24 protein-coding genes and 1 pseudogene are annotated in these 23128 nt (G+C 70.2%); 12 read left to right on the top strand and 13 right to left on the bottom strand.

All coding sequences use genetic code 11. From position 1 onward, the window contains the following. Positions 1-82: 82 nt before the first annotated feature. The 9 genes and pseudogenes from QNJ67_10650 to QNJ67_10610 all read right to left on the bottom strand — a co-directional run bounded on the left by QNJ67_10650 (position 83) and on the right by QNJ67_10610 (position 7713). A complete protein-coding gene (locus QNJ67_10650) occupies positions 83-1720 on the bottom strand; it encodes a L,D-transpeptidase family protein (GenBank protein MDJ0609424.1) in 1638 nt (545 codons plus the stop codon). Positions 1721-1868: 148 nt separating this feature from the next. After that, positions 1869-2330 (bottom strand): 50S ribosomal protein L19, encoded by a 462-nt coding sequence (gene rplS, locus QNJ67_10645; GenBank protein ID MDJ0609423.1) that lies wholly within the window; start codon positions 2328-2330, stop codon positions 1869-1871. An 11-nt stretch (positions 2331-2341) separates the two neighbouring features. Then, the gene (trmD, locus tag QNJ67_10640; GenBank protein ID MDJ0609422.1) at positions 2342-3094 is read right to left on the bottom strand and encodes a tRNA (guanosine(37)-N1)-methyltransferase TrmD; all 753 of its coding nucleotides are present in this window, start codon (positions 3092-3094) and stop codon (positions 2342-2344) included. A 176-nt stretch (positions 3095-3270) separates the two neighbouring features. Further along, entirely contained in the window at positions 3271-4017 is a 747-nt protein-coding gene (locus tag QNJ67_10635) for a prephenate dehydrogenase/arogenate dehydrogenase family protein (protein MDJ0609421.1), read from the bottom strand. Positions 4018-4047: 30 nt separating this feature from the next. Continuing rightward, on the bottom strand, positions 4048-4551 hold the full coding sequence (gene rimM / locus QNJ67_10630; protein ID MDJ0609420.1) for a ribosome maturation factor RimM: 504 nt from the start codon (positions 4549-4551) through the stop codon (positions 4048-4050). Positions 4552-4763: 212 nt separating this feature from the next. Further along, positions 4764-5123, bottom strand: a pseudogene (gene rpsP, locus QNJ67_10625) (30S ribosomal protein S16). Positions 5124-5153: 30 nt separating this feature from the next. After that, positions 5154-5948 (bottom strand): VOC family protein, encoded by a 795-nt coding sequence (locus QNJ67_10620; protein ID MDJ0609419.1) that lies wholly within the window; start codon positions 5946-5948, stop codon positions 5154-5156. Positions 5949-5966: 18 nt separating this feature from the next. After that, positions 5967-7346, bottom strand: a complete 1380-nt coding sequence (gene ffh, locus QNJ67_10615; protein MDJ0609418.1) for a signal recognition particle protein — start codon at positions 7344-7346, stop codon at positions 5967-5969. Between the two features lie 229 nt (positions 7347-7575). Continuing rightward, on the bottom strand, positions 7576-7713 hold the full coding sequence (locus tag QNJ67_10610; GenBank protein MDJ0609417.1) for a hypothetical protein: 138 nt from the start codon (positions 7711-7713) through the stop codon (positions 7576-7578). Between the two features lie 171 nt (positions 7714-7884). On the opposite strand from QNJ67_10610, the gene QNJ67_10605 reads away from it, so the two are divergent. The 7 genes from QNJ67_10605 to QNJ67_10575 all read left to right on the top strand — a co-directional run bounded on the left by QNJ67_10605 (position 7885) and on the right by QNJ67_10575 (position 14311). Continuing rightward, complete coding sequence (locus QNJ67_10605; protein MDJ0609416.1) at positions 7885-8307, top strand: hypothetical protein; 423 nt, start codon at positions 7885-7887, stop codon at positions 8305-8307. A 64-nt stretch (positions 8308-8371) separates the two neighbouring features. After that, complete coding sequence (dapF, locus tag QNJ67_10600; protein ID MDJ0609415.1) at positions 8372-9205, top strand: diaminopimelate epimerase; 834 nt, start codon at positions 8372-8374, stop codon at positions 9203-9205. Beyond that, complete coding sequence (mtaB, locus tag QNJ67_10595; protein ID MDJ0609414.1) at positions 9202-10470, top strand: tRNA (N(6)-L-threonylcarbamoyladenosine(37)-C(2))-methylthiotransferase MtaB; 1269 nt, start codon at positions 9202-9204, stop codon at positions 10468-10470. Before dapF ends, mtaB begins: the two co-directional genes overlap by 4 nt. Further along, a complete protein-coding gene (gene ftsY / locus QNJ67_10590) occupies positions 10467-11417 on the top strand; it encodes a signal recognition particle-docking protein FtsY (protein MDJ0609413.1) in 951 nt (316 codons plus the stop codon). The genes mtaB and ftsY overlap by 4 nt, the downstream gene beginning before the upstream one ends. A 29-nt stretch (positions 11418-11446) precedes the next feature. Next, positions 11447-12829 carry a tetratricopeptide repeat protein gene (locus QNJ67_10585; protein MDJ0609412.1) on the top strand — a complete coding sequence of 461 codons (1383 nt, stop codon included), beginning with the start codon at positions 11447-11449 and terminating at the stop codon, positions 12827-12829. Beyond that, complete coding sequence (locus tag QNJ67_10580) at positions 12826-13398, top strand: NADPH-dependent FMN reductase (GenBank protein ID MDJ0609411.1); 573 nt, start codon at positions 12826-12828, stop codon at positions 13396-13398. The genes QNJ67_10585 and QNJ67_10580 overlap by 4 nt, the downstream gene beginning before the upstream one ends. Positions 13399-13489: 91 nt before the next feature. After that, the gene (locus QNJ67_10575; GenBank protein ID MDJ0609410.1) at positions 13490-14311 is read left to right on the top strand and encodes an EamA family transporter; all 822 of its coding nucleotides are present in this window, start codon (positions 13490-13492) and stop codon (positions 14309-14311) included. Here QNJ67_10575 and QNJ67_10570 read toward each other — a convergent pair. Both QNJ67_10570 and QNJ67_10565 read right to left on the bottom strand, forming a co-directional pair. Next, positions 14298-15026 carry a DUF1194 domain-containing protein gene (locus QNJ67_10570; protein ID MDJ0609409.1) on the bottom strand — a complete coding sequence of 243 codons (729 nt, stop codon included), beginning with the start codon at positions 15024-15026 and terminating at the stop codon, positions 14298-14300. The genes QNJ67_10575 and QNJ67_10570 overlap by 14 nt on opposite strands. A gap of 22 nt (positions 15027-15048) precedes the next feature. Further along, complete coding sequence (locus tag QNJ67_10565) at positions 15049-15585, bottom strand: NUDIX hydrolase (GenBank protein ID MDJ0609408.1); 537 nt, start codon at positions 15583-15585, stop codon at positions 15049-15051. 174 nt (positions 15586-15759) lie between these two features. Here QNJ67_10565 and QNJ67_10560 point away from each other — a divergent pair, with 174 nt between their 5' ends. Together QNJ67_10560 and QNJ67_10555 are read left to right on the top strand one after the other, a co-directional pair. Then, positions 15760-16074, top strand: a complete 315-nt coding sequence (locus tag QNJ67_10560) for a hypothetical protein (protein MDJ0609407.1) — start codon at positions 15760-15762, stop codon at positions 16072-16074. A 92-nt stretch (positions 16075-16166) separates the two neighbouring features. Next, positions 16167-17207 (top strand): rod shape-determining protein, encoded by a 1041-nt coding sequence (locus QNJ67_10555; protein MDJ0609406.1) that lies wholly within the window; start codon positions 16167-16169, stop codon positions 17205-17207. Between the two features lie 158 nt (positions 17208-17365). On the opposite strand, the gene QNJ67_10550 is transcribed toward QNJ67_10555, so the two are convergent. Then, positions 17366-18577: a phosphoglycerate kinase gene (locus QNJ67_10550; GenBank protein MDJ0609405.1), complete on the bottom strand. Its 1212-nt coding sequence runs from the start codon at positions 18575-18577 to the stop codon at positions 17366-17368. Between the two features lie 113 nt (positions 18578-18690). On the opposite strand from QNJ67_10550, the gene QNJ67_10545 reads away from it, so the two are divergent. Further along, positions 18691-19491, top strand: coding sequence for an SDR family NAD(P)-dependent oxidoreductase (locus QNJ67_10545; GenBank protein MDJ0609404.1), 801 nt, complete (start codon positions 18691-18693; stop codon positions 19489-19491). Between the two features lie 3 nt (positions 19492-19494). Continuing rightward, positions 19495-20529, top strand: coding sequence for a class I SAM-dependent methyltransferase (locus QNJ67_10540; GenBank protein MDJ0609403.1), 1035 nt, complete (start codon positions 19495-19497; stop codon positions 20527-20529). Positions 20530-20546: 17 nt separating this feature from the next. Here QNJ67_10540 and QNJ67_10535 read toward each other — a convergent pair whose 3' ends face one another. Next, the gene (locus QNJ67_10535; protein ID MDJ0609402.1) at positions 20547-22043 is read right to left on the bottom strand and encodes a CoA-acylating methylmalonate-semialdehyde dehydrogenase; all 1497 of its coding nucleotides are present in this window, start codon (positions 22041-22043) and stop codon (positions 20547-20549) included. A 167-nt stretch (positions 22044-22210) separates the two neighbouring features. Here QNJ67_10535 and pncA point away from each other — a divergent pair, with 167 nt between their 5' ends. Beyond that, positions 22211-22849, top strand: coding sequence for a bifunctional nicotinamidase/pyrazinamidase (gene pncA / locus QNJ67_10530; GenBank protein ID MDJ0609401.1), 639 nt, complete (start codon positions 22211-22213; stop codon positions 22847-22849). Positions 22850-23128 lie beyond the last annotated feature (279 nt).

Below are 23128 nucleotides of genomic sequence, written 5' to 3'. Positions count from 1 at the left end.
TTAACCAACATGACGATTCGCCCCTAGATACAGCGCGCGACGCCCGCGTGCAATCTCCGGGAGCGGCCGGCACCGCCGGTTATCAATAGCTGATCCGCGTCGCGCGCGGCCCGAGCAAGGCCTCGGCCAGCAGGCGGTCGCGCTGGTAGATGTCCCGGCGGAAGTGAACGCTGCCGTCTTTGTTCACCCAGGCCGTCAGGTAGCTGATGTGCACCGGCAGGGGCTCGGGGAGCGTCACGACCCGCCGCTTACCGGAATCGATGGCCGCCTGGATCTGTTCCAGCGACCAGTCCGGCTCGCCGGAGAGAACCCCAGCGGCGAGGCCCGGGGGGTCCTCGACCCGGACACAGCCCGAGCTGAAGTCCCGCTGGGACTTCTCGAACAGGGATTTCGCCGGGGTGCCGTGCAGGTAGACGCTGAAGCGGTTCGGGAACATGAACTTGATCCGGCCGAGCGCGTTGCCGTCGCCCGAGCCCTGCCGCAGCTTGTAGGGGAAGCGGCCGGTGTAGTCCGACCAGTCGACCGTCTTGGGGTCGACCACGGTGGCGTCGCCGCTCCAGTCGCTGAAAAGCGTGAACTTGTTGTCCGCCAGATAGTTAACGTCGCGCTTGATCTTCGGCAGGATCGAGCGGCGGGCGATGCTCGGCGGCACGTGCCAGAAGGGGTTGATCTCCAGGTAGGTCATCTCGTCGCTGAAGACCGGCGTCATGTGGAAGGTCTTGCCGATCACGACGCGCTGCGCCAGCAGCGTCTTGGGCTCGTCGACCAGCTTGAGCGAGAAGTCGGCGAGATTGACGAAGATGTAGCGCTGGCCCAGGTCGTCGGGCATCCAGCGCCGGCGCTCCAGGTTGAGGACCATCTGCTCGATCCGGGCCTCGACCGGCACGTTGAGGGCCGCCAGGGTCTTTGGACCGACGGCGGCGTCGACCCCGAGGCCGTGGCGGTACTGCATGCGCTCGACCGCCTCGGCGAGCTGCTCGTCGAAGAAATCGGGATCGCCGCCGGCGCCCGCCATGTCGTCGTCCGGCGCCAGGTCGCCCCAGAGCCTGAGGCGCTCGCGCAGCAGGCCGACCCTGGGATCGGTCATCCCGGGCTTCAGCGAGTGACCCTCGGGGATCGGCTGCCAGCCGCCGCCGCGCGCGAGCTCCCGGTAATGGGCGAGCGCCCGCGTCAGCCGGGCATAGCGCGGGGTCTGGGGACGGTAGCTGGCCATCAGGGCGGCGAGGTCCCCGGCTTCCGCGGCCGCGGTCAGGACCCGCGACGGGTGGACCCCGTCTCGCAGCACGAAGAGCTCGAGATCGGCCACCTGGGGCGTGACCCGCCCCTCGCCCAGGTCGGAAGCGAGCTGAACCAGCGCCATGCTGAGGCGCACTTCGAGCTGCGCCAGAAGGTCCGGGTCGGTCGCGGCGATCAGGGACCTGACGGCATCGGCCTCGTAGTCGTCGGGATCGAGCGCGTCTTCGGCGGCCGCGCTCAAGATCGCCGAGAGTTGCCGGGCCCTGCCGTTCGTGCCCGCTTGGCTGACCCACAGCGGCGCCATGTCCCGGTCCCAGTAGAACTGGGTCACCTCGGCGAGCACGGCCGCTTCGCGGTCTGAGCCGGCCGCCTCGGCGCCCGAGAGCAGTTCTACGGCGATCCGCTGGCCGAGCTCGCCGGCCTGAAGCGGCGGCGCGGTCCAGAGGACCGCCAGACAAACGATCGAGAGGAGACGAACGGCCATAGCCTTCCCCGCGCTTGCCCCCCAGGCCCCCGCAACAAGATTAGGCGCGCCCGCCGGTTAAGGCCAGACGCCTTGGTTCACAACTTCACAGGTTTCTCGGTTTCGCGGGGTCGCGCGCCGCCTCGGCAGGCGCCGGCCCGCAGCCGGCCTACTCGGCCGCTTCCACCTTCGCGGCCTTGGCCGCCGCCCGGGCCTGGGCCTTCTCGGCCTGGGCCGCCTCGCGTTCCGCCGTGATCAGCTTGCCGGCGGCACCTGTGGTCTTCTCGGCGATGCGCGCCGACTTGCCGCGGCGCCCGCGCAGATAATAGAGCTTGGCCCGGCGCACGTCGCCGCGCCGCACCACCTGGATCGAGTCGATCCTCGGGCTGTGCAGCGGGAAGATACGCTCGACGCCCTCGCCGTAGGAGATCTTGCGCACGGTGAACGAGGAGTTGAGCCCCCGGTTCTTGCGCGCGATGCACACGCCCTCGAAAGCCTGGAGCCGCTCGCGCGTGCCCTCGACCACCTTCACGTTGACGCGCAGCGTATCGCCGGGCGCGAAGTCGGGCACGTCGCGTGCCGCCATCAGCTTGGTGACCTGCTCCTGCTCGAGCTGCTGTATCGTGTTCATCGCCTTCATCCTTACGCGTCGCCGGCGCCGCCGGCCTTGTCCTTGTTCAAACCCGCCTGGTAGGTCGCCCAGAGGTCGGGCCGGCGGTCTCTCGTGATCGCCTCGGCCGCCTTTCGGCGCCACAGGCGGACCTTCTCATGATGACCCGAAACCAGAACTTCCGGCACCTTCAAACCGTGCCACTCGGCCGGGCGGGTATAGAGGGGGTACTCCAACAAGCCCCTCTCGAACGACTCTTCCTCCAAACTCGACACGTTGCCCATGACTCCGGGCAACAAGCGCACCACCGCGTCGATCAGGACCACGGCCGCCGGCTCTCCGCCGGACAGCAGATAGTCCCCGATGCTGACCTCCTCAAGGCCCCTGGCCTCGATCACCCGCTGGTCGACCCCTTCGTAGCGGCCGCAGAGCAGCGTTAGCCCAGGCGCGCCGGCCAGCTCCCTGACCCGCGCCTGGCTCAGCGGCCGGCCGCGGGGGCTCAGGTAGACCGTCGGCCCCGCTTCGCCCGCAACCGCCTCGAGCGCGGCGTCGACCACGTCGGGGCGCATGACCATACCCGGCCCGCCGCCGAACGGCTGGTCGTCGACCGAACGGTGTTTATCGCGCGCGAAGTCCCGGATGTCCAGAACCTTGAGCGCCCACAAACCCTGCTCCAAGGCCCGGCCCGCCAGGCTCAGGCCGAGCGGCCCGGGGAAGGCCTCGGGGAAGAGCGTGAGCACCCGCGCCTCCCAGGGTTTGACGCCGGGCGCATCGGCCGCAGACATGGTGATCCCTCGTCGGAAAGCCGCGCTTTATGGCGCTTGCGGCTGGACTTGTCCACCCCTTAACCAAGGAGAGGAGCGGTGACGACACCCGGGTCGGCGAATGCCTGAGCGCGCTCGGCTCTTGATGCGCAAGACGCTGTTCTCCCGCAGAAAACCAGGGAGTCTCCCGGCTAGGTTCAGCCTTTGTCGGGCGGCGGAAGACCCAGCAGGGCGTCGCGAACCTGGCGGTCGCTCGCGTCAAAGCGCTCGATCACCTGGCGGCAATAGGGGTTGAAACGGCAGACCTCCTCGAAGAGCCGGGCGTCGTGACGCACAGCGTCGACCGCGTCCATCAGGGAACCGAAGGAGACGGTATCGATGTCGGTGCGCTCGAACCCGCCCCGCGCGATCACCTGGCCGACGTAGTGGGTGAGGAACAGGGTCTCGGCCAGATCCTTGTCGTGGGCCTCCGCGCTCTTCTCGATCACCGAAAAGCCCGCCTCGCTCAGCTTGCTGCGCAGCGCCGCGTAGCCATCGGGCGCTAGGCTATGGCCGGTGACGACGACCCTGAACCCGGTCACGTCGCCGCCGCGCTTGGCGTAGCTCTCGGGCCCGAACATGGGGTGGGTCGCGAGGAAGGGACGCCCGGAATCCTCGAGCAGGTCCTGGGTGAACTTCTTCACCGTAGCGACATCGACCACCACGCTCCTGTCGCCCAGGCGCGGGGCGAGGCGCTCCAGGGTCGCCGGATAGGCGCTGATCGGGACGCAGAGCACGACGGCATCGCAGGCCGCGACTTCTTCCAGGGAGAAGAACAGGAGGCCGTCCGGCTGGCGCCGGCCCGAGTGGATCTTGAGGGTGGCTTCCGGCAGGAAGCGCTGCGCCAGGGCGTGGAGAAAGGCGCCGAAGTGGCCGTACCCGATCAATCCGATTGAAAGCGGCATGACGTCTGTTCCGGCTTCAGTCGAGATTGCTCACGCCTCGTCCGGCGGGGCGATCACCAGGCGGCCGCCGGCGATGTCGATCTCGGGCACGACCGCGCGGGTGAAGGGGTAGAAGGCCGCGTTCCGGGCCCGGTCTCGGACCTCCAGCAGCGGCCCGGAGCCGTAGTCCTGGACCGCGACCACCTGACCTAAGGACTGACCGCCCGGCGTCTCGGCCGTGAGCCCGATCAGGTCGGCGTGGTAGAAGGTGTCGGCGTCCCCGGGCGGCGGCAGGGCCGCCCGGTCGACGTAGAGCCGCACGCCCTTGAGCGCCTCGGCCGCATCGCGGTCAGCCACACCCTCGACCTTGGCCAGGACCGCGCCCTTGGCGCGGCCGGTCACGGTGACCTGGAAGCTTCGGGCGCCGGCCTCGTCCGAGAGCGGTCCGTAGGCGGCAACGTCTTCGGGGACCTCGGTGAAGGTCTTGATCCGCACCAGGCCGCGCACGCCGTGGGCGCCGGCGAAGGCGCCCAGGCAGACGCGGGAACCAGGCACGGCCGCGAGGCTGCTCAGCCGGCCGCCTTCTCGGCCTTCTCAGCCGGGGCCTCCTCGGCGGGCGCTTCCTCGGCGGGGGCTTCCTCGGCGGGGGCCGCTTCGGCCGCCGGGGCTTCCTCAGCCGGGGCTTCCTCGGCGGGGGCCGCTTCGGCCGCCGGGGCTTCCTCAGCCGGGGCTTCCTCGGCGGGGGCCGCTTCGGCCGGGGCTTCCTCGGCCGGCGCCTCGGCGGCCGCCTTGGCGGCCTCCTCGCGCTCCTTCTGGCGCTCCTGGGCCTTGGCCTTGGGCTGGTTCTTCTTGGTCTGGCTGGGGTGCGCCGGCATGGGAATGATCTCGGCCTGGCCCAGGAAGCGGGCGACCCGGTCACTCGGCTTGGCGCCGACCGACAGCCAGTGCTTGGCCCGCTCGCCGTTGAGGGTGATCCGCTGGGGATGATCCTTGGCGACCATGGGGTTGTAGGTGCCGATCTTCTCGATGAAGCGGCCGTCGCGCGGGCTCCGGGAATCGGCCACCACAATGCGGTAGAAGGGGCGCTTCTTGGCGCCGCCGCGGGCCAGACGAATTCTCAGTGACATTTCGGTTCCTCTTGGTTTGTCGAAAGCTTGCTATGCGGGTTTGCGGCACACCGCCTGGAGCTTGTTCCCGTCGGGATCGCGCACGTAGGCGGCGTAATAGTTCTTGGCGTAGTGCGGACGCAGGCCAGGCGCGCCCTCGTCGATGCCGCCGGCCTGGAGCGCCGTGGCGTGGAAGGCGTGGACCGCCTCGCGGGCCGGCGCCAGGAAGGCAACGTGGGTGCCGTTGCCCCAGGTCGCCGGCCGCCCGTCGAAGGGCCGCCGGGTCGAGACCGCGGGCCGCCGGGTGCCGGGCAGGCAGTAGGCCGTGCCGTCGGCCTCGTCGAAGAGCCGTTCCAGGCCGAGCGTCGCCAGCACCCTGTCGTAGAAGGCGCGGGAGCGCTCCAGGTCGTTGCTGCCCAGAGTGACGTGGGAGATCAGCGCCTGGCCCGGCGCGCAGCTGCGGCCCTCGCCGTAGTGAACCGCCTGGAGCTTGTTGCCGTCCGGATCGCGCAGATAGGCGGCGAAGTAGTCGGGCGCGTAGTCGGGCCGCGGGCCGGGCGCGCCCTCGTCGCGGCCGCCGGCCTTCAGCCCCATCGCATGGAAGGCCGCAACGGCCTCCCGGCTGGGCGCCATGAAGGCCACGTGGGTGCCGTTGCCCCAGGTCGCCGGCAGGCCGTCGAAGGGGGGAAAGATCCAGAGCCAGGGATAGGACTTGCGCGCCAGTGAGTAGGCCATGGCGCCGTCCTGCTCGAACACGCAGGAGACGCCGAGCGACTCCAGCGCGGCGTCGTAGAAGGCGCGCGAGCGGTCCAGGTCGTTCGATCCCAGGGTCAGGTGGCTGAGCATCGCGAAGGCCTGCTACCCCTAGCCTCTGAAGCCGCCGGGGCCGCCCATGCCGGGCGGCAGCATGTTCTGAAGCCCGCCGCGCATCATGCCCTTCTTGCCCATCTTCTGGACCCGCTTCATCATCTTGGAGGCCTGGGCGTGCTGCTTGAGCAGCTTGTTGACCTCCTGCACCGAGGTGCCGGAGCCCCGGGCGATGCGCTGGCGGCGCGAGGCCTTGATGATCTCGGGGCGCTGGCGCTCCTTCGGCGTCATCGAGGAGATGATCGCCAGCTGGCGCTTCACCATGCCGTCGTCGATGTTGGCCTTCTGCATCTGCTGCTTGACGTTGGGCACGCCGGGCAGCAGCGACATCATCTCCTGCAGTCCGCCCATCTTGGTCAGCTGCTTCAGCTGCTGGGCCATGTCGTCGAGGTCGAAGCGGCCCTTCTGCACCTTCTTGAGCAGCTTCTCGGCCTCGTCCTGCTCAATCGTCTCGGCCGCCTTCTCGACCAGCGAGACGACGTCGCCCATGCCGAGGATGCGCCCGGCCACCCGGTCCGGATGGAAGGCCTCGAGCGCGTCCAGCTTCTCGCCGGTGCCGAGCAGCTTGATCGGGCAGCCGGTGACCGCCTTCATCGAGAGCGCCGCGCCGCCCCGCGCGTCGCCGTCGACGCGGGTCAGCATGATGCCGGTCAGCCCGACCGTCTCGTTGAAGTTCCGCGCGACGGTGACCGCGTCCTGGCCGGTCATGGCGTCGGCGACCAGGAGGGTCTCGTGGGGCTTGGTCGCTGCGCCCACGGCGGCGACCTCGGCCATGAGCTCCTCGTCGATCGCGAGGCGCCCGGCGGTGTCCAGCAGCACCACGTCGAAGCCCTCCAGCGCGGCGGTCTGAACCGCGCGCTTGGCGATCGCGACCGGCGGCTCGCCGGGCACGATGTCCAGGGTGCGCACGTCGCACTGGGTACCGAGCACCGCCAGCTGCTGCTGCGCGGCCGGCCGCCGCACGTCGAGCGAGGCCATCAGGGCCTTCTTCTTCTCGCGCTCCTTCAAGCGCAGGGCGATCTTCGCGGTGCTGGTGGTCTTGCCGGAGCCCTGCAGGCCGACCATCATGATCACGACCGGCGGCGTCGCCTCCAGGCTGAGGCCCTCGCCCTCGCCGCCGAGCATCTCCACCAGGTGGTCGTTGACGATCTTGACGACCATCTGGCCCGGCGTGACCGAGCGCAGCACGTCCTGGCCGACCGCCCGCTCGCGCACCGCCTCGACGAAGTCCTTGACCACGGGCAGCGCCACGTCGGCTTCCAGCAGGGCCACGCGCACCTCGCGCAGGGCCGCGCCCACATCGGCCTCCGACAAGGCGCCGCGCCGGGTCAGCTTGCCGAAGACGGCGCCGAGACGTTCCTGAAGGTTCTCGAACATGCTCTCTCGCTCCGGTCGGGCCCGGGCAACCACCCCGCGTCGAGACAAACGCCGATCGCGCCAGTGCGCGACACTCGCGGACTGACGGAGCGCCCGCGTCGCCGCGGGCAGCCAGGGGTTAAGCCTTGGCCAGAACGGGCGGGAACCTAGGTGCCCGACGGCGCGGCGTCAAGCCGAAGCTGGCGAACCCGCGCCGCGCTGCGGCGGCGGGCACGCGCACCCGGCTCGTTCAGCCGCCGAAGAACCCGCCGGTGGAACGGTAAAGATCAGCCACTCCGGCCCAGATGATGCAGACGAGAGAGAGAATCAGGGCCCATTCGAGCAGGGTGAGATCCATTCTGTTCTGGAGTTTCTTGAGGTGTTTCATTGAAATCTTCAGCCTTTTCTTAACAGTCTTTTTATTTCCAGGCCATTTCACTTCGCTGCCTGAGTAAAACACGATTTCTATTGTAACAAGAATGTTGCAAAACTCAAGAGTCCGTTAGCCTCCTCCCCCTAGACTCCCCTTGAGTTGTTTCTCGACCAAGCGAGCAGGATCATGGGCAAAACCCTGGGAATTTTGTTCGGCGCCATGATGTTCGGGCTATTCTTCGTCCTTGGCGCGAACGTGGCAACGCAGACCGACCGGCAGGCTGGCGACATGCCGGTCTCGGACATCCTGGCCAATCTGGCGTCCGCAGCCAACGACATGGTGGGCGAGAAAGCCGCCCACAACATCGTCATCAACGGGGCCAAGGTCGAATCCGACACCCGGCTGGTCTACTACTACCGTGTCGTCGGCGGCACCCATATCGACCGGAGCATCGTCGACGAGAAGACCAGGGAGCTGAAGCGCGCCGTGTGCCGCGACCGCATGAGCCGCCGCGCGCTCGATGGCGGCGCCCATATCCGCTACTCCTACCGCAGCATCAAGGGCAACGAGCTGCTGGGCGTCTCGGTGACCGCGATGGACTGCGCGTAGAGCAGATCCGGGCCCGCCGTGATCCTGGACTTGTGACCGTCCGGGGCCCTATAAACCGGGCGTTATGACGGCCCGCGCGTTTACCAAGATGCACGGCCTCGGCAACGATTTCGTCGTGATCGACGCGCGCCGAGAGCCGTTCCAGCCCACGGAGTTGGAGGCGCGGCTGATCGCCGACCGCCGGCTCGGGGTCGGCTGCGACCAGTTCCTGGTCATGGAGCCGCCGACCAACGGCGCGGCCGAGATCTTCCTGCGCATCCGCAACGCCGACGGCCGCGAGGTCGGCGCCTGCGGCAACGGCACCCGCTGCGTCGCGCGGCTGCTGATGGACGAGAGCGGCAGCGCCACGGCCAGGATCGAGACCGCGGCGGGGATCCTCGCCGCGTCCGAGGCCGGCGGCGGCCGCGTCGCGGTCGACATGGGCCCGGCGCGCCTCGACTGGCGGGATATCCCCCTGGCCGAACCCCGCGACACCCTGCACCTCGATTTTGCGTTGGGTCCGCTCGGCGACCCGGTGGCGGTCAACATGGGCAATCCCCACGCCGTCTTCTTCGTGGCCGACGCCGAGGCGGTCGACCTGGCCGCCCTGGGCCCGCAGATCGAGCAAGACCCGCTGTTCCCCGAGCGCTGCAACGTGGGCCTGGTCCAGGTCCTGTCGCGGCGGCGCCTGCGCTACCGGGTCTGGGAGCGCGGCGTCGGCATCACCCGGGCCTGCGGCAGCGGCGCCTGCGCCGCCGGGGTCGCGGCGGCCCGCCGCGGCCTGGCCGAGCGCCAGGTGACGCTTCAGCTCGACGGCGGCGAGCTCGAGACCGAATGGCGCGAGGACGGCCACGTGATCCTGACCGGCCCCGCGGCGACGGCGTTCCACGGCCGCCTGCCGGAAGGCCTGCCGTCATGAGCGGCCCGGGCGGCGAGACCGAGGTCATCACCTTCGGGTGCCGGCTGAACGCCTTCGAGTCTGAGGTCATCCGCGGCCACGCCCGGGACGCCGGCCTGGGCGACGCGGTGATCGTCAACACCTGCGCGGTGACCGCCGAGGCCGAGCGGCAGGCGCGCCAGGCGATCCGGCGGGCGCGGCGCGAGCGCCCGGCATCGCGGATCATCGTCACCGGCTGCGCCGCGCAGATCGATCCGGCCGGCTTCGCCGAGATGCCCGAGGTCGACCGGGTGCTCGGCAACGAGGAGAAGCTCAAGCTCGAGAGCTACGGCGCGCCGGGCGAGGCGCGGGTCGAGGTCAACGACATCGCCGCCGCCAGGCAGACCGCGGCGCACCTGATCCAGGGCTTCGAGGGCCGCACCCGGGCCTTCGTCCAGGTTCAGCAGGGCTGCGACCACCGCTGCACCTTCTGCATCATACCGTTCGGCCGGGGGCCGAGCCGCTCGGTGCCGCTCGGCGACATCGTGCGCCAGGTCCGCCTGCTGGCCGAGAATGGCGTCGCCGAGGTGGTCCTGACCGGGGTCGACATCACCGATTTCGGCCGGGACCTGCCAGGCCGCCCGCGCCTCGGCCAGATGATCCGCCGGCTGCTGGCGCAGGTGCCCGAGCTGCCGCGCCTGCGGCTGTCGAGCGTCGACCCGGTCGAGCTCGACGAGGACGTGCTGCGCCTGCTGGCCGAGGAGCCCCGCTTCATGCCGCACCTGCACCTGAGCCTGCAAGCCGGCGACGACCTGGTCCTCAAGCGCATGAAGCGCCGCCACCTGCGCCGGGACGCGATCGAGCTCTGCGCCGAGGCGCGGCGGCGGCGCCCTGACGCGGTCTTCGGCGCCGACCTGATCGCCGGCTTCCCGACCGAGAGCGAGGCGATGTTCCAGCGCTCGCTTGACCTGGTGACCGACTGCGGCCTGACCTACCTGCACGTCTTTCCCTACTCCGCGCGCCCCGGAACCCCGGCCGCGCGCATGCCCCAGGTGCCGGGGCCCGAACGCAGGGAACGGGCGGCGCGCCTGCGCGCCGCGGGCGAGCGCGCGCTGGACGGCTTCCTGCAAAGCCGGGTCGGCGGCCGCGCCGACGTTCTGATCGAGAAGCCAGGCTTCGGCCGCAGCGAGCACTACGCGCCGGTACGCCTGACCAGCCCAGCGGAAGGCCCGGCGGTCGGCACGGTTGCGGCCTGCCGGATCGCCGCCGTCGAGGACGGCGCACTGGTCGGGACCGCCGCGCCATGACCGCGACGCCGGCCGACGAGGCGGGCAAGGGCGGCTGGTTCGCCCGCCTGAAGAGCGGCCTGTCGCGCTCCTCGTCCAAGATCGGCGAGGGGCTGCGCGGCATCCTGGTCAAGCGAAAGCTCGACGACGCGGCCCTGGAAGAGCTCGAGGAGCTGCTGATCACCAGCGACCTGGGGGTGGCCACGGCGGCCAAGCTGACCGCGAAGCTGGCCGCCGGACGCTACGACAAGGAGATCAGCCCCGAGGAGGTGCGGTCCGTGCTGGCCGAGGAGATCGCGGCCATCCTGGCGCCAGTCGCCCTGCCGCTGCGGCTCGACCCGGCGCTCACGCCTAACGTCGCGCTGATCGTCGGGGTCAACGGCAGCGGCAAGACCACGACGATCGGCAAGCTCGCCCAGCGGCACCGCGCCGAGGGCAGCAGCGTCATGCTGGCGGCCGGCGACACCTTCCGCGCCGCCGCGATCGAGCAGCTGCAGATCTGGGGCCGCCGCACCGACTGCCCGGTGATCGCGAAGTCGCCGGGCGCCGACGCCGCGGGCCTCGCCTACGAGGCCCTGGAGCAGGCCCGCAAGGAGGAGCGCGACCTGCTGCTGATCGACACTGCAGGCCGCCTGCACAACAAGGCCGACCTGATGGCCGAGCTGCAGAAGATCAGCCGGGTCCTGAAAAAGATCGACCCGGCGGCGCCGCACCACTGTATCCTCGTACTCGACGCGACCACCGGCCAGAACGCCCACGCCCAGGTCGAGACCTTCAAGCAGCTGGTCGAGGTGACCGGCCTGGTCGTGACAAAGCTGGACGGTTCGGCGCGCGGCGGTGTATTGGTCGCGCTGGCGGAGCGCTTCGGCATTCCGGTCCACGCGGTCGGAGTCGGCGAGGGACCCGAGGATCTGCGTCCGTTCGATCCGCGGGAGTTCGCCAACGCCCTGGTAGGCCTGGACGACTGAACGGGCAGGCGAAGGAACCGAGCGCCCCCATGATGAGCGCCCACGACAAGCTTGAGACCGCCTCCGACCTGCTCTACCGGGGCGACCTGTCGCGCGCCTTGAGCCTGGTGGACGAAGCGCTGGCCGAGGAGCCCTTGCACGCCGGCGGCCACGCCTTGCGCGGCCGGATTCTGACCCTGACCGGCGATCTGCCGGCGGCCAAGAAGTCGGTCGGCCGGGCCATGGAGATCGACCCGGACTTCGCCGCCGCCTACTTCGTGGCCGGCCTGATCGACGAGGTCCAGGGCGACCGGCGCCAGGCTGTGCTGTGGTACGGCCGGGCGGTCGACCTGGAACCGGACCAGGTCGGCTTCCTCTGCGCCCTGGCCGAAGCGCAGATCGCCCTGGAAAGGCTCGACGAGGCCCGGGTCACGCTGGCGCAGATCGAGGCGCTCGACCCCTTCGACCCTTCGGTGCTGGTGCTGCGCGCCCGCTTCGCCTGGCTGGGCGGCGACCGCGATACGGCGCGGGAGTGCCTGGAGGCGGCGATCAAGCTGGATCCGAACGACCTCGAAGCGCGGCGTATCCTGGCTGCGGTCGAGCTCGGCGCCGGCCGGCCCGAGGAAGCCCGGAACAACGCGGCCGTGATCCTGCGGCACGAGCCGAGGGACAGCGAGGCGCTCGCGGTCCTGCTCGACAGCCTGACCAGCCTGGGCGACCTGGCGGCGGCGCGCGCCGCCTGCGAGGCGCACCTCGAGGCGGCGCCGCGAAGCGCGCTCGGGCACGCCATGCTGGCCCACGTCGCCTTGCTCCAGGACGACGTCGATGCGGCCGAGCCCTCGGTTGCGCGGGCGATCGAGATCGACCCGGACGCCGCCTACGTGCGCTTGACCCAGGCCCGGCTGGACCGTGCCCGCGGCGCCCTGGATCAGGCGGTCGAGAGCTACCGGGCCGCGATCGAGAGCGATCCCTCCAACGTCGACGGCCACCTGGAACTGGTCGAGTGCTGCCGGCAGCTGGGCCGGGACCGGGAGGCCCGGCGGGCGCTCCAGGAGGCGCGAACCGCCGCCGGCGACAACGTCGAGGCCTTGCTCGCGGTCGCGGCCAACGCCGAGGACGCCGGCTGGGACCAGGAGGCCGAGGGCTGCGCCGAGGACATCCTGCACCGCGAGCCGGAGAACGACCTGGCCCAGCTCCTGCTCGGCTTCGCCGCGCTGCGCAAGGGAGACACGGCCAAGGCCCGCCTGATCGCCGAAGCCGTCCTCAACCGCGAGCCGGACAGCGAGGGCGCGCAGGTGCTCCTCGAGCAAGCCGAGGTGGCGGGGTCGTTGCGTGGCCGGCTGGCCAGCTGGGCGCGGATGCCCGGACTGGCGCTGGCCAACCGGATGTCCAAGCTCCTGACCCGCTGGCGGCGTCGCGGCACGTCCGCATGAGCCAAGGCGCGGGCTGCACGGTCCTGGCCTTTGCCGGGAGCCTGCGGCAGCAGTCGCTCAACAAGGTCCTGATCGAAGCCGCCCGGCACTTGGCGCCGCCGGGCATGACCATCGAGAGCTTCGACCTGAGACCGATCCCGCTCTACGACAACGATGTCTACGAGGTCGGCTTTCCGCCGGCGGTGGCGGGGTTTCGTGCCGCCCTGGCCCGGGCGGACGGCGTCCTCATCGCGACGCCCGAGTACAACTACTCCATTCCCGGCGTGCTCAAGAACGCCATCGACTGGGCTTCGAGGGCGCCGGACCAGCCGTTCGACGGCAAGCCGGTCGCGATCATGGGCACCAGCCCTGGGGGCCTGGGGACCGCCCGGGCACAGTACCACCTGCGGCAGTGCTTCGTCTTCCTGAACGCCGCCGTGATCAACCGCCCGGAGGTCATGATCCCCGGGGCGCGAACCGCCTTCGACGAAGCCGGGCGGCTGATCGACACGGAGCGGCGCGAGCGCCTCGAAGGCCTGCTCGCCGCGCTGGCCGAGGCCATCGTCCGCCGCAAGGCCGCCCCGACCTAATCGCGCCCTCTTAGTAGCGGGGCGACGATACTTGGTTGTTCCGATTTGAGGAGTTCTCCCGATAGCCCTCGATACCGGAGTCGTTGCCCTCGTGCTCCTGGCGGCAGTCATGCACGCCACCTGGAACGCCTTCGTGAAGGCGGGCGGCGACCGCCTGGTGATCATGGCGCTGGCGATGATCCTCGCATCCCCGTTCTGCCTGTTCGGCGCCCTCTTCGTTCCCTTTCCCGACCCCGCGAGCTGGCCCTATCTCGTCGCGTCCATCGTGATCCACTCCGCCTACTACGGCTTCCTGATCCACGCCTACCGGCACGGCGACCTGAGTCAAGTCTACCCGATCGCCCGGGGCGCCGCGCCGGTGCTGGTGGCCGCGGCCGCCTGGATATGGGCCGGCGAGGCGCTCAGGCCGCGCGAGATGCTGGGCGTGGCGGTCGTGTCGCTGGGAATCCTCTCGCTCGCCTGGCGCCGGGGTCATGTCCTCCGGGCCGGCGAAGCCGGCTCGATCGCCTTCGCCCTGCTGACCTCACTCAGCATCGCGCTCTACTCCGTGACCGACGGTATCGGCGTGCGCAACGCGGGCTCGGCGATCAGCTACATCCTCTGGCTCTTCGCGCTCGAAGGTTGGCCGCTCTTTCTCTATGCGCTCTGGCGCCGGCGCGGCCGGATCGGCGTCAGCTTTCTGCCCAACCTTAAGATTGGGTTCGGCGCCGCAGCGATTTCCACCCTGGCCTACGGCATCGTGATCTGGGCCATGAGCCTGGGCGCCATGGCCCACGTCGTCGCCCTGCGCGAGACCAGCGTGGTGATGGCCGCCGCGATCGGCGCCATGGCGCTCAAGGAGCCTTTCGGCCTGCGCCGGATCGCCGCGGCGGCCACCGTGGCGGCCGGCGCGGTCCTGCTCAACGCCGGCTGACGGTCAGGCCGCCGGGTTGCGGCGCTCTCCGAGACAGGGGCGCCTGGATCTCGCGCAGGAGCTTGCGGCGGATCGCGCGCGGAAAATCGCTGAAGTCGTCGGCCACCACGACGAAGGAGGCCGTGCCGCCGATCACGTGGTCGGCGAAGTAGCGCCCGAGGCCCCGGTCGCGGTCGCGTATCGCCAGCCCGTTCACGGTGATGCCCAGCGCCAGCACCCGGTCCCGGGCCACCCCCGGCGCCGGGCCGGAGTTGTTGCGGCCGTCGCCCGAAACGTCGATGACCCGCCGGCGGCCGGCGAAGCCGTTGTCCTCGAACAGGCGCGCCGCGTAGAGCAGCGCTTGGGAGATCGAGGTGCCGTTGCCGACGAAGAGACGGGGGCTCGCGAGCACGGCGTCGGCGAAGGCGGCGGCCGAGGCTGGGTCGCGGACGTGGGCCCAGCCGACCGCCTGCTTCTGCTCCAGTCCCACGCCCCATTGGACAAGGGTGACGGCGATGCCCTGGTCTCCGGCGGCCTCGATCGCCGCGATCACCGCCGGGTCGCGAAAGGCCGCGGCCAGTCCCACCGTCTGCAGACGGTACTCCGCTTCATCGACGCTGGCCGAGACGTCGACCGCCAGGACCAGCTCCAGGTCGACAGGGCGATCATGTGAGCCCGCTCTCGTCTCAACGGCGAGGAGACCGAGGAGTAGCAGGGCGGCTCCCGCAGTGCGCATGACGGCCGCTGCGCCGCGCCGCTCAGCCGCTGGCGTCAGGCGGGTTGCCGCGCGGCGCGAAGGCCTTTTCGTCGCGCAGGTCATGAAAATGATTCAGCGCCCAGTGGACCGAGGGAAAGGCGAGATCGTCCCAGGGTATGTCCGGCCAGCGGTAGAGTCCGACCTCGGTCGATTCCGGGCCGGGTCCGAACTCGGGATCGGCGAGCCGTGCGCGGTAGATCAGCTGGATCTGGCTGATCCTGGGAATCGAGTAGACCGCCATGAGCTGATCGATCTCGATCCGCGCCCGCGCCTCTTCCCAGGCCTCCCGCCGGGCGCCGTCCGCCGCGCTCTCGTGCAGCTCCATGTAGCCGGCCGGGATGGTCCAGTAGCCCTCGCGCGGCTCGATCGCCCGGCGGCAGAGCAGGATCTCCTCGCGCCAGGAGACCACCGCGCCGACCACGATCTTGGGGTTCTCGTAGTTGATGAAGCCGCAATCGATGCAGACCAGGCGCGCGTGGTCGTCGCCTTCGGGAACCTTCCGCTCGAAGCTGGGGCCGCCGCGCTCTGTTCGGGTCATCGCGGCAGTGTGGACCAGCGCCCGACGGCGAACAAGCGCGCCTTGCGGCGCGGCACGCCGCCAGGAAATTGAGGAAATCTTAACGCTCTTACTTAACGATGGAATGGCGGTGCGGCGCGACTTGATGCCGGCCGCTCAGGGCCATTTTGCGGGGTTGTGGAAGGATTGCCGTCGATGGTGAACAGTTGGATCTTGCGGGTCGTTGCGGCGATGCCTTTGCTCGCGGCGGCAAGCTTGCCGGCCCAGGCTCAGCCGGCCTGCTACACGCACGACAAGATTCTTGACCGCTTCTCGGCAGTCTACGACGAAGCGCCGGTGGCCCGCGGGCTGACCCAGGACGGACAGATGGTCCAAGTCCTGTCGACCGGCGACGGCAAGACCTGGACCCTGATCGTTTCCAAGCCCGGCGGCGAGACCTGTGTCCTCATGGCCGGTGAGGGCTGGCGCAGCGCGACGCATAAGCCGAAGGAGCCCGGCCTGGGCACCTGAACAGCCGGGTCCGGCCGGCGGACGGGCGGACCCAGGGGAGTGGTTCAACGCCGCGGCACCGCGGCACAGCAGGAAGAGCTGGAAGAACAGATATGATCTCTCGTCTTCTCGGATTTTTCTCCGCCGACATGGCCATCGACCTGGGCACCGCCAATACGCTGGTGGCGGTCCGGGGCCAGGGCATCGTGCTCAACGAGCCTTCGGTCGTGGCGATCGCCGAGGTCAAGGACCGGCGCCGCGTGGTCGCGGTCGGCAACGAGGCCAAGCTGATGCTCGGCCGCACGCCGGGCGGCATCCACGCGATCCGGCCGCTGCGCGAAGGCGTGATCGCCGACTTCGAAGTCGCCGAGGAAATGATCAAGTACTTCATTCGCAAGGTGCACAAGCGGCGCAGCTTCGTCAGTCCCCAGGTAATCATCTGCGTGCCGACCGGCTCGACCGCGGTCGAGCGCCGGGCGATCCAGGAGGCCGCAGAGTCGGCCGGGGCGCGCCACGTCTTCCTGATCGAGGAGGCGATCGCGGCGGCGATCGGCGCCGGCCTGCCGGTGACCGAGCCGACCGGCTCCATGGTAGTCGACATCGGCGGCGGCACGACCGAGGTCGCCGTGCTCTCGCTCGGCGGCATCGTCTACGCCCGCTCGGCGCGGGTCGGCGGCGACACCATGGACGAGGCGATCATCCACTATATCCGGCGCAACCATCACCTCTTGATCGGCGAGAGCACCGCCGAGCGGATCAAGAAGGAGATCGGCGCCGCCTGCGCGCCCGGCACCGGCGACGGCCTGACCATGGAGGTCAAGGGCCGCGACCTGACCCAGGGCATCCCGAAAGAGCTGGTGATCACCGAGCGCCAGGTGGCCGAGGCCCTCGGCGACGCGGTCAGCGCCATCGTCGACGCGGTCAAGGACGCGCTCGAGGACACCGCGCCGGAGCTCGCCGCCGACATCATCGAGAAGGGCATCGTGCTGACCGGCGGCGGCGGCCAGCTGCGCAACCTGGACACGGTGCTGCGCCGCGAGACCGGCCTGCCGGTCGTGCTCGCCAACGACCCCTTGTCCTGCGTCGTGCTCGGCACGGGGCGCTGCCTGGAAGAGATGGCGACGCTCAAGAACCTGCTGATCACGATGCACTGATCAGTACCCTCTCCCCCCGGGAGAGGGTGGCGAGGCACCGCCGAGCCGGGTGAGGGCGCGTTAGTTCGGGTGAGCCAGTTGCCCAATTCTCGAAACGACCGGCCCTCACCCTCCCAACGCCTTCGGCGTCGGTCCCCTCCGTCTCCCAAGGGCGAGGGCTAGTTGGCCGCCTCCAGCGCCGCCACGCCGGGCAGGGTCTTGCCTTCGAGCCATTCCAGGAACGCGCCGCCCGCGGTCGAGACGTAGGAGAAGCGCTCGAGCGCGCCGGCCTGGGCCAGCGCCGCCACGGTGTCGCCGCCGCCGGCGACCGACAGCAGCTTGCCTTGTTCGGTCAGCTCGGCCGCGGCCCGGGCCACCACGGTCGTGCCCCGGTCGAAGGGCGGGGTCTCGAAGCAGCCGAGCGGCCCGTTCCAGACCAGGGTGCAGCACTCGCCCAGGCGGCGCATAAGGTGCTCGGCCGAGGCCGGCCCGATGTCGAGGATCATCGCGTCTTCCGGCACCGCCTTGATCGAGACGATCTGCTCCTCCTGGCCGGGCGCCAGGTCACCGGCGACCCGCGCGTCGGTCGGCAGCACGATGTCGCAGCCCGCGGCCTTGGCCTTCTCGACGATGGCGCGCGCCGTCTCGGCCAGGTCGTGCTCGCACAGTGACCTGCCGACGCCGACGCCCAGCGCGTTGAGGAAGGTGTTGGCCATGCCGCCGCCGATCACCAGGAGATCGACCCGCTGGACCAGGTTGCCAAGCAGGTCGAGCTTGGTCGAGACCTTGGCGCCGCCGACCACGGCCGCGAGCGGCCGCCGCGGGTCGTCGAGGCACTGCGCCAGGTGCTCCAGCTCGGCCTGCATGAGGCGCCCGGCCGCCGCCGGCAGCAGCCGCGCCAGGGCCTCGACCGAGGCGTGGGCCCGGTGGGCGGCCGAGAAGGCGTCGTTGACGTAGAGCTCGCCGAGCACGGCGAGCGCGGCCGCGAAGTCCGCGTCGTTGGCTTCCTCGCCGGCGTGGAAGCGCAGGTTCTCCAGCAGGACGACCTCGCCCGGGCCGAGGCGCGCGACCGCCGCCTCGGCCGCCTGGCCAATGCAGTCGCCCGCGAAGGCCACTGGAGCGCCGCCCAGGGCGTCACTCAAGGGGCCGATCAGGGGCTCGAGCGACATCTCGGGCACGACCTTGCCCTTGGGCCGCCCGAAGTGGGACATCAGCACGACCCGTGCGCCGCGCCCGCGCAGCGCCTCGAGGGTCGGCACCAGGCGGGTGATCCGCGTCGCGTCGGTGACGCGCCCGTCCTTGACCGGCACGTTGAGATCGGCGCGCAAGAGTACGCGCCGCCCCTCCATATCCAGGTCATCCAAGGTCTTGAACCGCGGCGTATCAGACATGTCGTTCCCCTTCCTTCACCCGGACCCGGGGGATTGATAGGAAAGGCGGAGAGGCCGGGCAAGAGGAACGGCGGCGCCGCGATTGACAGGGCGGCGCGGAGCCGCAGGATGACATGCGAGAGAGGAACATGCCCTACGCCTTGGCTCTGATCACGGGCGCGACCAGCGGGATCGGCGAAGCCTTCGCCCGCGCCCTGCCGCCGGCGACCGACCTGGTCCTGACGGGCCGGGACCGCGGCCGGCTGGACGCGCTCGCGGCCGAGCTGGGCGGCGGCGAACGCCGGATCGAGACCCTGGCGGCCGATCTCTCCGAGGCCGAGGGCCGAACGGCCCTGATCGACTTCGCCGCGGAGCGGCCGGTCGACCTCCTGATCAACAACGCGGGCCTGGCCGCCTTCGGCGCCCTGGCCGACAACCCGCCGGAGCGCGAGTCGGAGATGGTGCTGGTCAACTGCCTGGCCCCGGTCTCCCTGACCCGCGCGCTGCTGCCGGGCATGCTGGCCCGCGCCGGCGAGCGGCGCCGGCGCGCCGGCCTGATCTTCGTGGCCAGCACGGCGGCCTTCTTCCCCTTGCCGCAGCTCGCCACCTACACCGCGACCAAGGCCTTCGGCCTGGCGCTCGGCGAGAGCCTGGCCTCGGAGCTCTCGGGACAGCCGGTCGACGTGCTCTCGCTCTGCCCCGGCGCGACCCGGACCAACTTCTTCGACCGCGCGGGCATCGTCGGGATGAACCCCTTCGGCATGACCAGCGCCGAGCGCGTAGCGCGGGAAGGCCTCGCGCAGCTCGGCCGGCGCACGGTCCACGTGGTCGGCGGCGGCAACCGCCTGGCGGCCCTGGCCAGCCGCTTCGCGCCCCGCTCGGTGCTGCGCAGCGGCACCCGGCGGATCGCCACCAGCAAGTTCGCAGGAGGCTGACGCATGCAGGACCCGCTTTCCCGCGCCGCTTACGTCCTGGGGCAGGGCGCCCGCGTCGGGCTCTACTGGGGCCAGTACTGGCTCTCGGCGCGACTGACCACGCCGGTCAAGGCGCGGAAGCCGATCGAAGGCCCCATGCCGGACACCCGGCAGGTTCTCGTCGACCTCGCCAAGCTGATGGAACGGGACCTCGAGAACATCGAGAAGGGCTACTACCGCATGCCCCACGACCTCGCGGCCAGCCCCTTCAAGGCCTTGGCCCAGGCCGGCAGCTATTTTTCCGACCTCAACAAGGTCGAGAAGCGGCGCCACGGCCGCGGCGGGCGCGACGTGCTGCAGACCCATCCCGACTCGGCGGCCCTGCCGAACTACTACCGCCAGAACTTCCACTTCCAGACCGACGGCTACCTGAGCCGCGAGTCCGCCGAACTCTACGACCACCAGGTCGAGGTGCTCTTCGTAGGCGGCGCCGACGCCATGCGCCGCCAGGCCCTGGTGCCGCTCTACGAGATCATGAAGGACCGGCGCCAGAGCGAGACGCGCCTCGCCGACATCGCCTGCGGCACCGGGCGCTTCCTAAGCTTCGTCAAGGACAACTACCCGCGGCTCAAGGTGACGGCCCTGGACCTCAGCCGGCCCTATGTCGAGAAAGCGCGCGACGACCTCAAGTCCTGGCGTGACATCAACTACCTGGTCGCGCCGGCCGAGGCGACCGGCCTGGCCGAGGCCAGCCAGGACGTGGTCACCTGCATCTACCTGTTCCACGAGCTGCCCAAGAAGGTGCGGCCCGAGGTCGCCCGCGAGATCGCGCGCATCCTGAAGCCGGGCGGCAAGCTGATCTTCATCGACTCGATCCAGTACGGCGACCGGCCCGAGTTCGACGGCCTGCTGTCCTACTTCCCCGTTGCCTTCCACGAGCCCTACTACATCGACTACGCGAAGACGGACCTGACGGCCCTGTTCGAGGAGGCGGGCCTGGAGGTCGAGCAGGTCGAGCGCGTCTACTTCTCGCGCATGATGGTGCTGCGGAAGCCGTAAGGCGCCCGCCGCGACTGCTACATGGTCGGGATGTTGAAGTCGGCGCCGGCGCGGATGCCGGTCGGCCAGCGCGTGGTCATGGTCTTCAGCTTGGTGTAGAAACGCACGCCCTCGGGGCCGTGCATGTGGTGGTCGCCGAACAGCGAGCGCTTCCAGCCGCCGAAGCTGTGGAAGGCCATGGGCACCGGGATCGGCACGTTGACCCCGACCATGCCGATCTGCACCGAGTTGGCGAAGTGCCGGGCGGCGTCGCCGTCGCGGGTGAAGATCGCCGTGCCGTTGCCGTACTCGTGGCCGTTGACCATCTCGACCGCCGCGCCGTAGTCGGGGGCGCGCACCACCGAGAGCACGGGGCCGAAGATCTCCTCCTGGTAGATCTTCATGTCGGTGGTCACCCTGTCGAAGATCGAGCCACCCATGAAGTAGCCGTTCTCGTAGCCCTGGAGCTTGAGATCGCGGCCGTCGAGCGCCAGCGTGGCGCCCTCCTTGATGCCGTGGTCGATGTAGCCCATGACCTTGTCGTAGTGCTCCCTGGTCACCAGGGGGCCCATCTCGACTTCCGGGTCGGTGCCCGGGCCGACCTTGAGGCCGCGCACCCGAGGCGCGAGGCGGTCGATCAGGCCATCGGCCACCTCGTCGCCGACCGCGACCGCGACCGAGACCGCCATGCAGCGCTCGCCGGCCGAGCCGTAGGCCGCGCCCATGATGGCGTCGGTCGCCTGCTCCATGTCGGCGTCGGGCATGACGATCATGTGGTTCTTGGCGCCGCCCAGGGCCTGGACCCGCTTGTTGTGGGCGCAGCCGGTCCGGTAGATGTGCTCGGCGGTCGCCGTGGCGCCGACGAAGCTGACGGCCTGGATTCCGGGGTGCTCCAGTATGGCGTTGACCGCCACCTTGTCGCCCTGGATCACGTTGAACGCGCCGTCCGGCACGCCCGCCTCCTTGAAGAGTTCGGCCAGCCTGAGCGAGAAGGAGGGGTCCTTCTCCGAGGGCTTGAGCACGAAGGTGTTGCCGCAGGCGAGCGCCATGGGCGCCATCCAGAGCGGAATCATGGCCGGGAAGTTGAAAGGCGTGATGCCGGCGACCACGCCCAGCGGCTGGCGCACCGAATAGCTGTCGACGCCGGCGCCGACGTCCTCGCTGTACTCGCCCTTGAGCAGGTGGGGGATGCCGCAGGCGAACTCCACGACCTCGAGGCCGCGGGTGATCGAGCCCTTCGCGTCGGTGATCGTCTTGCCGTGCTCCTCGGTGATCAGCGCGGCCAGTTCGTCCATGTTGGCCTCGATCAGGCCCTTCAGCTTGAACATGACCCGCGCGCGCCGGAGCGGCGGCGTCGCCGCCCATTCGGGAAAGACCTCCCTGGCCGCCGCGACGGCGGCGTCGACGTCGCTCACCTCGGCGAAGGCGACCTGGCGGATGACCTCGCCCAGCGCCGGGTTGTAGATGTCGCCGCGGCGGCCGCCGCTGCCCTCGGACAGCCGTCCGCCGATGTAGTGCTGTATGAGCTCGCTCATGACGCCTCCCCGCGCTCCCTTGCTCTGGTTTCCCAGGCAAGATAGCCGGAAGGCGGACCAAGACAAGACCTGGAACGAGCGTCGCAGGGGCGCCAAAGAAGGGCATGCGCCGGCACGGCGCCGATACTAGACTTGGGCCGCGAGCCCGACCGACCGAGGAGCCCGACATGGAAAAGATCGCGCGCCAGCCCGGAGACGTCTTCCTGGTGATCGACGTGCAGAACGATTTCTGCCCCGGCGGCGCGCTGGCCGTGCCCGATGGCGACCAGGTGGTGCCGGTGATCAACCGGCTCATGGCGGCCTTCGATCATGTCCTCATGACTCAGGACTGGCATCCCCGGGGCCACGGCTCCTTCGCCTCCTCCCACGGGGGGCGCCAGCCCTTCGAGACGGTCGAGATGCCCTACGGCGCCCAGACCCTCTGGCCGGACCACTGCGTCCAGGGCACGCCCGGCGCCGCCTTCCACGACGCCCTGGACACAGACCGCGCCGAGCTGATCGTCCGCAAGGGCTTCGACCCGGCGATCGATTCCTACTCGGCGTTCTACGAGAACGACCGGAAGACCGCGACCGGGCTGAGCGGCTACATGAAGACGCGCGGCTTCCGCCGGGTCTTCGCCGCCGGGCTGGCGACCGACTTCTGCGTGCACTTCTCCGCCGTGGACGCGGCCAGGGAAGGCTTCGAGACCCTGGTGATCGAGGACGCCTGCCGGGCGATCGACCTCGAGGGCTCGCTCGCCGCCGCGCGCCAGGCGATGACCGAGGCCGGCGTGCGCATGGTCGGCGCCGACGCGATCGCGGCCTGAGACGCAACTCCCTCTTGTTCGCCGCCCCCTAGGGCCTGTTGACAGTTACGGCGCGCTCCTGGTCCGAGTGAAATCGGCCCGCTGTTAGGCGCGAGGAGGAAGGACATGCCGGGCATATTCGACGACGAGCAACGCGGCAGCGGGCCGATTTCGCTGGATCCCTTCGGGACGGGGCGCATTTGCGCCGGGGCGGCGTCGCGGAAGGCCTTGTGGGGCCCCACCCCACGGCGCCTCCCGCTCCTGGCCCCGGCGCAAATGCGCTCCCGCCAAGAGCGCGCC

This window comes from Kiloniellales bacterium, assembly GCA_030064845.1.
Classification (GTDB): Bacteria; Pseudomonadota; Alphaproteobacteria; order Kiloniellales; family JAKSDN01; genus JASJEC01.
Note: the sequence above shows the minus strand (reverse complement) of the source record. Positions and strands in the feature narration are given on the sequence as shown.

What these genes read in the sequence shown, in the direction of transcription:
- QNJ67_10650 (MDJ0609424.1), bottom strand. Translation starts at nt 1,720, where the DNA reads ATGGCCGTTCGTCTCCTCTCGATCGTTTGTCTGGCGGTCCTCTGGACC.
- rplS (MDJ0609423.1), bottom strand. Translation starts at nt 2,330, where the DNA reads ATGAACACGATACAGCAGCTCGAGCAGGAGCAGGTCACCAAGCTGATG.
- trmD (MDJ0609422.1), bottom strand. Translation starts at nt 3,094, where the DNA reads ATGTCTGCGGCCGATGCGCCCGGCGTCAAACCCTGGGAGGCGCGGGTG.
- QNJ67_10635 (MDJ0609421.1), bottom strand. Translation starts at nt 4,017, where the DNA reads ATGCCGCTTTCAATCGGATTGATCGGGTACGGCCACTTCGGCGCCTTT.
- QNJ67_10620 (MDJ0609419.1), bottom strand. Translation starts at nt 5,948, where the DNA reads ATGCTCAGCCACCTGACCCTGGGATCGAACGACCTGGACCGCTCGCGC.
- ffh (MDJ0609418.1), bottom strand. Translation starts at nt 7,346, where the DNA reads ATGTTCGAGAACCTTCAGGAACGTCTCGGCGCCGTCTTCGGCAAGCTG.
- QNJ67_10610 (MDJ0609417.1), bottom strand. Translation starts at nt 7,713, where the DNA reads ATGAAACACCTCAAGAAACTCCAGAACAGAATGGATCTCACCCTGCTC.
- QNJ67_10605 (MDJ0609416.1), top strand. Translation starts at nt 7,885, where the DNA reads ATGGGCAAAACCCTGGGAATTTTGTTCGGCGCCATGATGTTCGGGCTA.
- dapF (MDJ0609415.1), top strand. Translation starts at nt 8,372, where the DNA reads ATGACGGCCCGCGCGTTTACCAAGATGCACGGCCTCGGCAACGATTTC.
- mtaB (MDJ0609414.1), top strand. Translation starts at nt 9,202, where the DNA reads ATGAGCGGCCCGGGCGGCGAGACCGAGGTCATCACCTTCGGGTGCCGG.
- ftsY (MDJ0609413.1), top strand. Translation starts at nt 10,467, where the DNA reads ATGACCGCGACGCCGGCCGACGAGGCGGGCAAGGGCGGCTGGTTCGCC.
- QNJ67_10585 (MDJ0609412.1), top strand. Translation starts at nt 11,447, where the DNA reads ATGATGAGCGCCCACGACAAGCTTGAGACCGCCTCCGACCTGCTCTAC.
- QNJ67_10580 (MDJ0609411.1), top strand. Translation starts at nt 12,826, where the DNA reads ATGAGCCAAGGCGCGGGCTGCACGGTCCTGGCCTTTGCCGGGAGCCTG.
- QNJ67_10570 (MDJ0609409.1), bottom strand. Translation starts at nt 15,026, where the DNA reads ATGCGCACTGCGGGAGCCGCCCTGCTACTCCTCGGTCTCCTCGCCGTT.
- QNJ67_10565 (MDJ0609408.1), bottom strand. Translation starts at nt 15,585, where the DNA reads ATGACCCGAACAGAGCGCGGCGGCCCCAGCTTCGAGCGGAAGGTTCCC.
- QNJ67_10560 (MDJ0609407.1), top strand. Translation starts at nt 15,760, where the DNA reads ATGGTGAACAGTTGGATCTTGCGGGTCGTTGCGGCGATGCCTTTGCTC.
- QNJ67_10555 (MDJ0609406.1), top strand. Translation starts at nt 16,167, where the DNA reads ATGATCTCTCGTCTTCTCGGATTTTTCTCCGCCGACATGGCCATCGAC.
- QNJ67_10550 (MDJ0609405.1), bottom strand. Translation starts at nt 18,577, where the DNA reads ATGTCTGATACGCCGCGGTTCAAGACCTTGGATGACCTGGATATGGAG.
- QNJ67_10545 (MDJ0609404.1), top strand. Translation starts at nt 18,691, where the DNA reads ATGCGAGAGAGGAACATGCCCTACGCCTTGGCTCTGATCACGGGCGCG.
- QNJ67_10540 (MDJ0609403.1), top strand. Translation starts at nt 19,495, where the DNA reads ATGCAGGACCCGCTTTCCCGCGCCGCTTACGTCCTGGGGCAGGGCGCC.
- QNJ67_10535 (MDJ0609402.1), bottom strand. Translation starts at nt 22,043, where the DNA reads ATGAGCGAGCTCATACAGCACTACATCGGCGGACGGCTGTCCGAGGGC.
- pncA (MDJ0609401.1), top strand. Translation starts at nt 22,211, where the DNA reads ATGGAAAAGATCGCGCGCCAGCCCGGAGACGTCTTCCTGGTGATCGAC.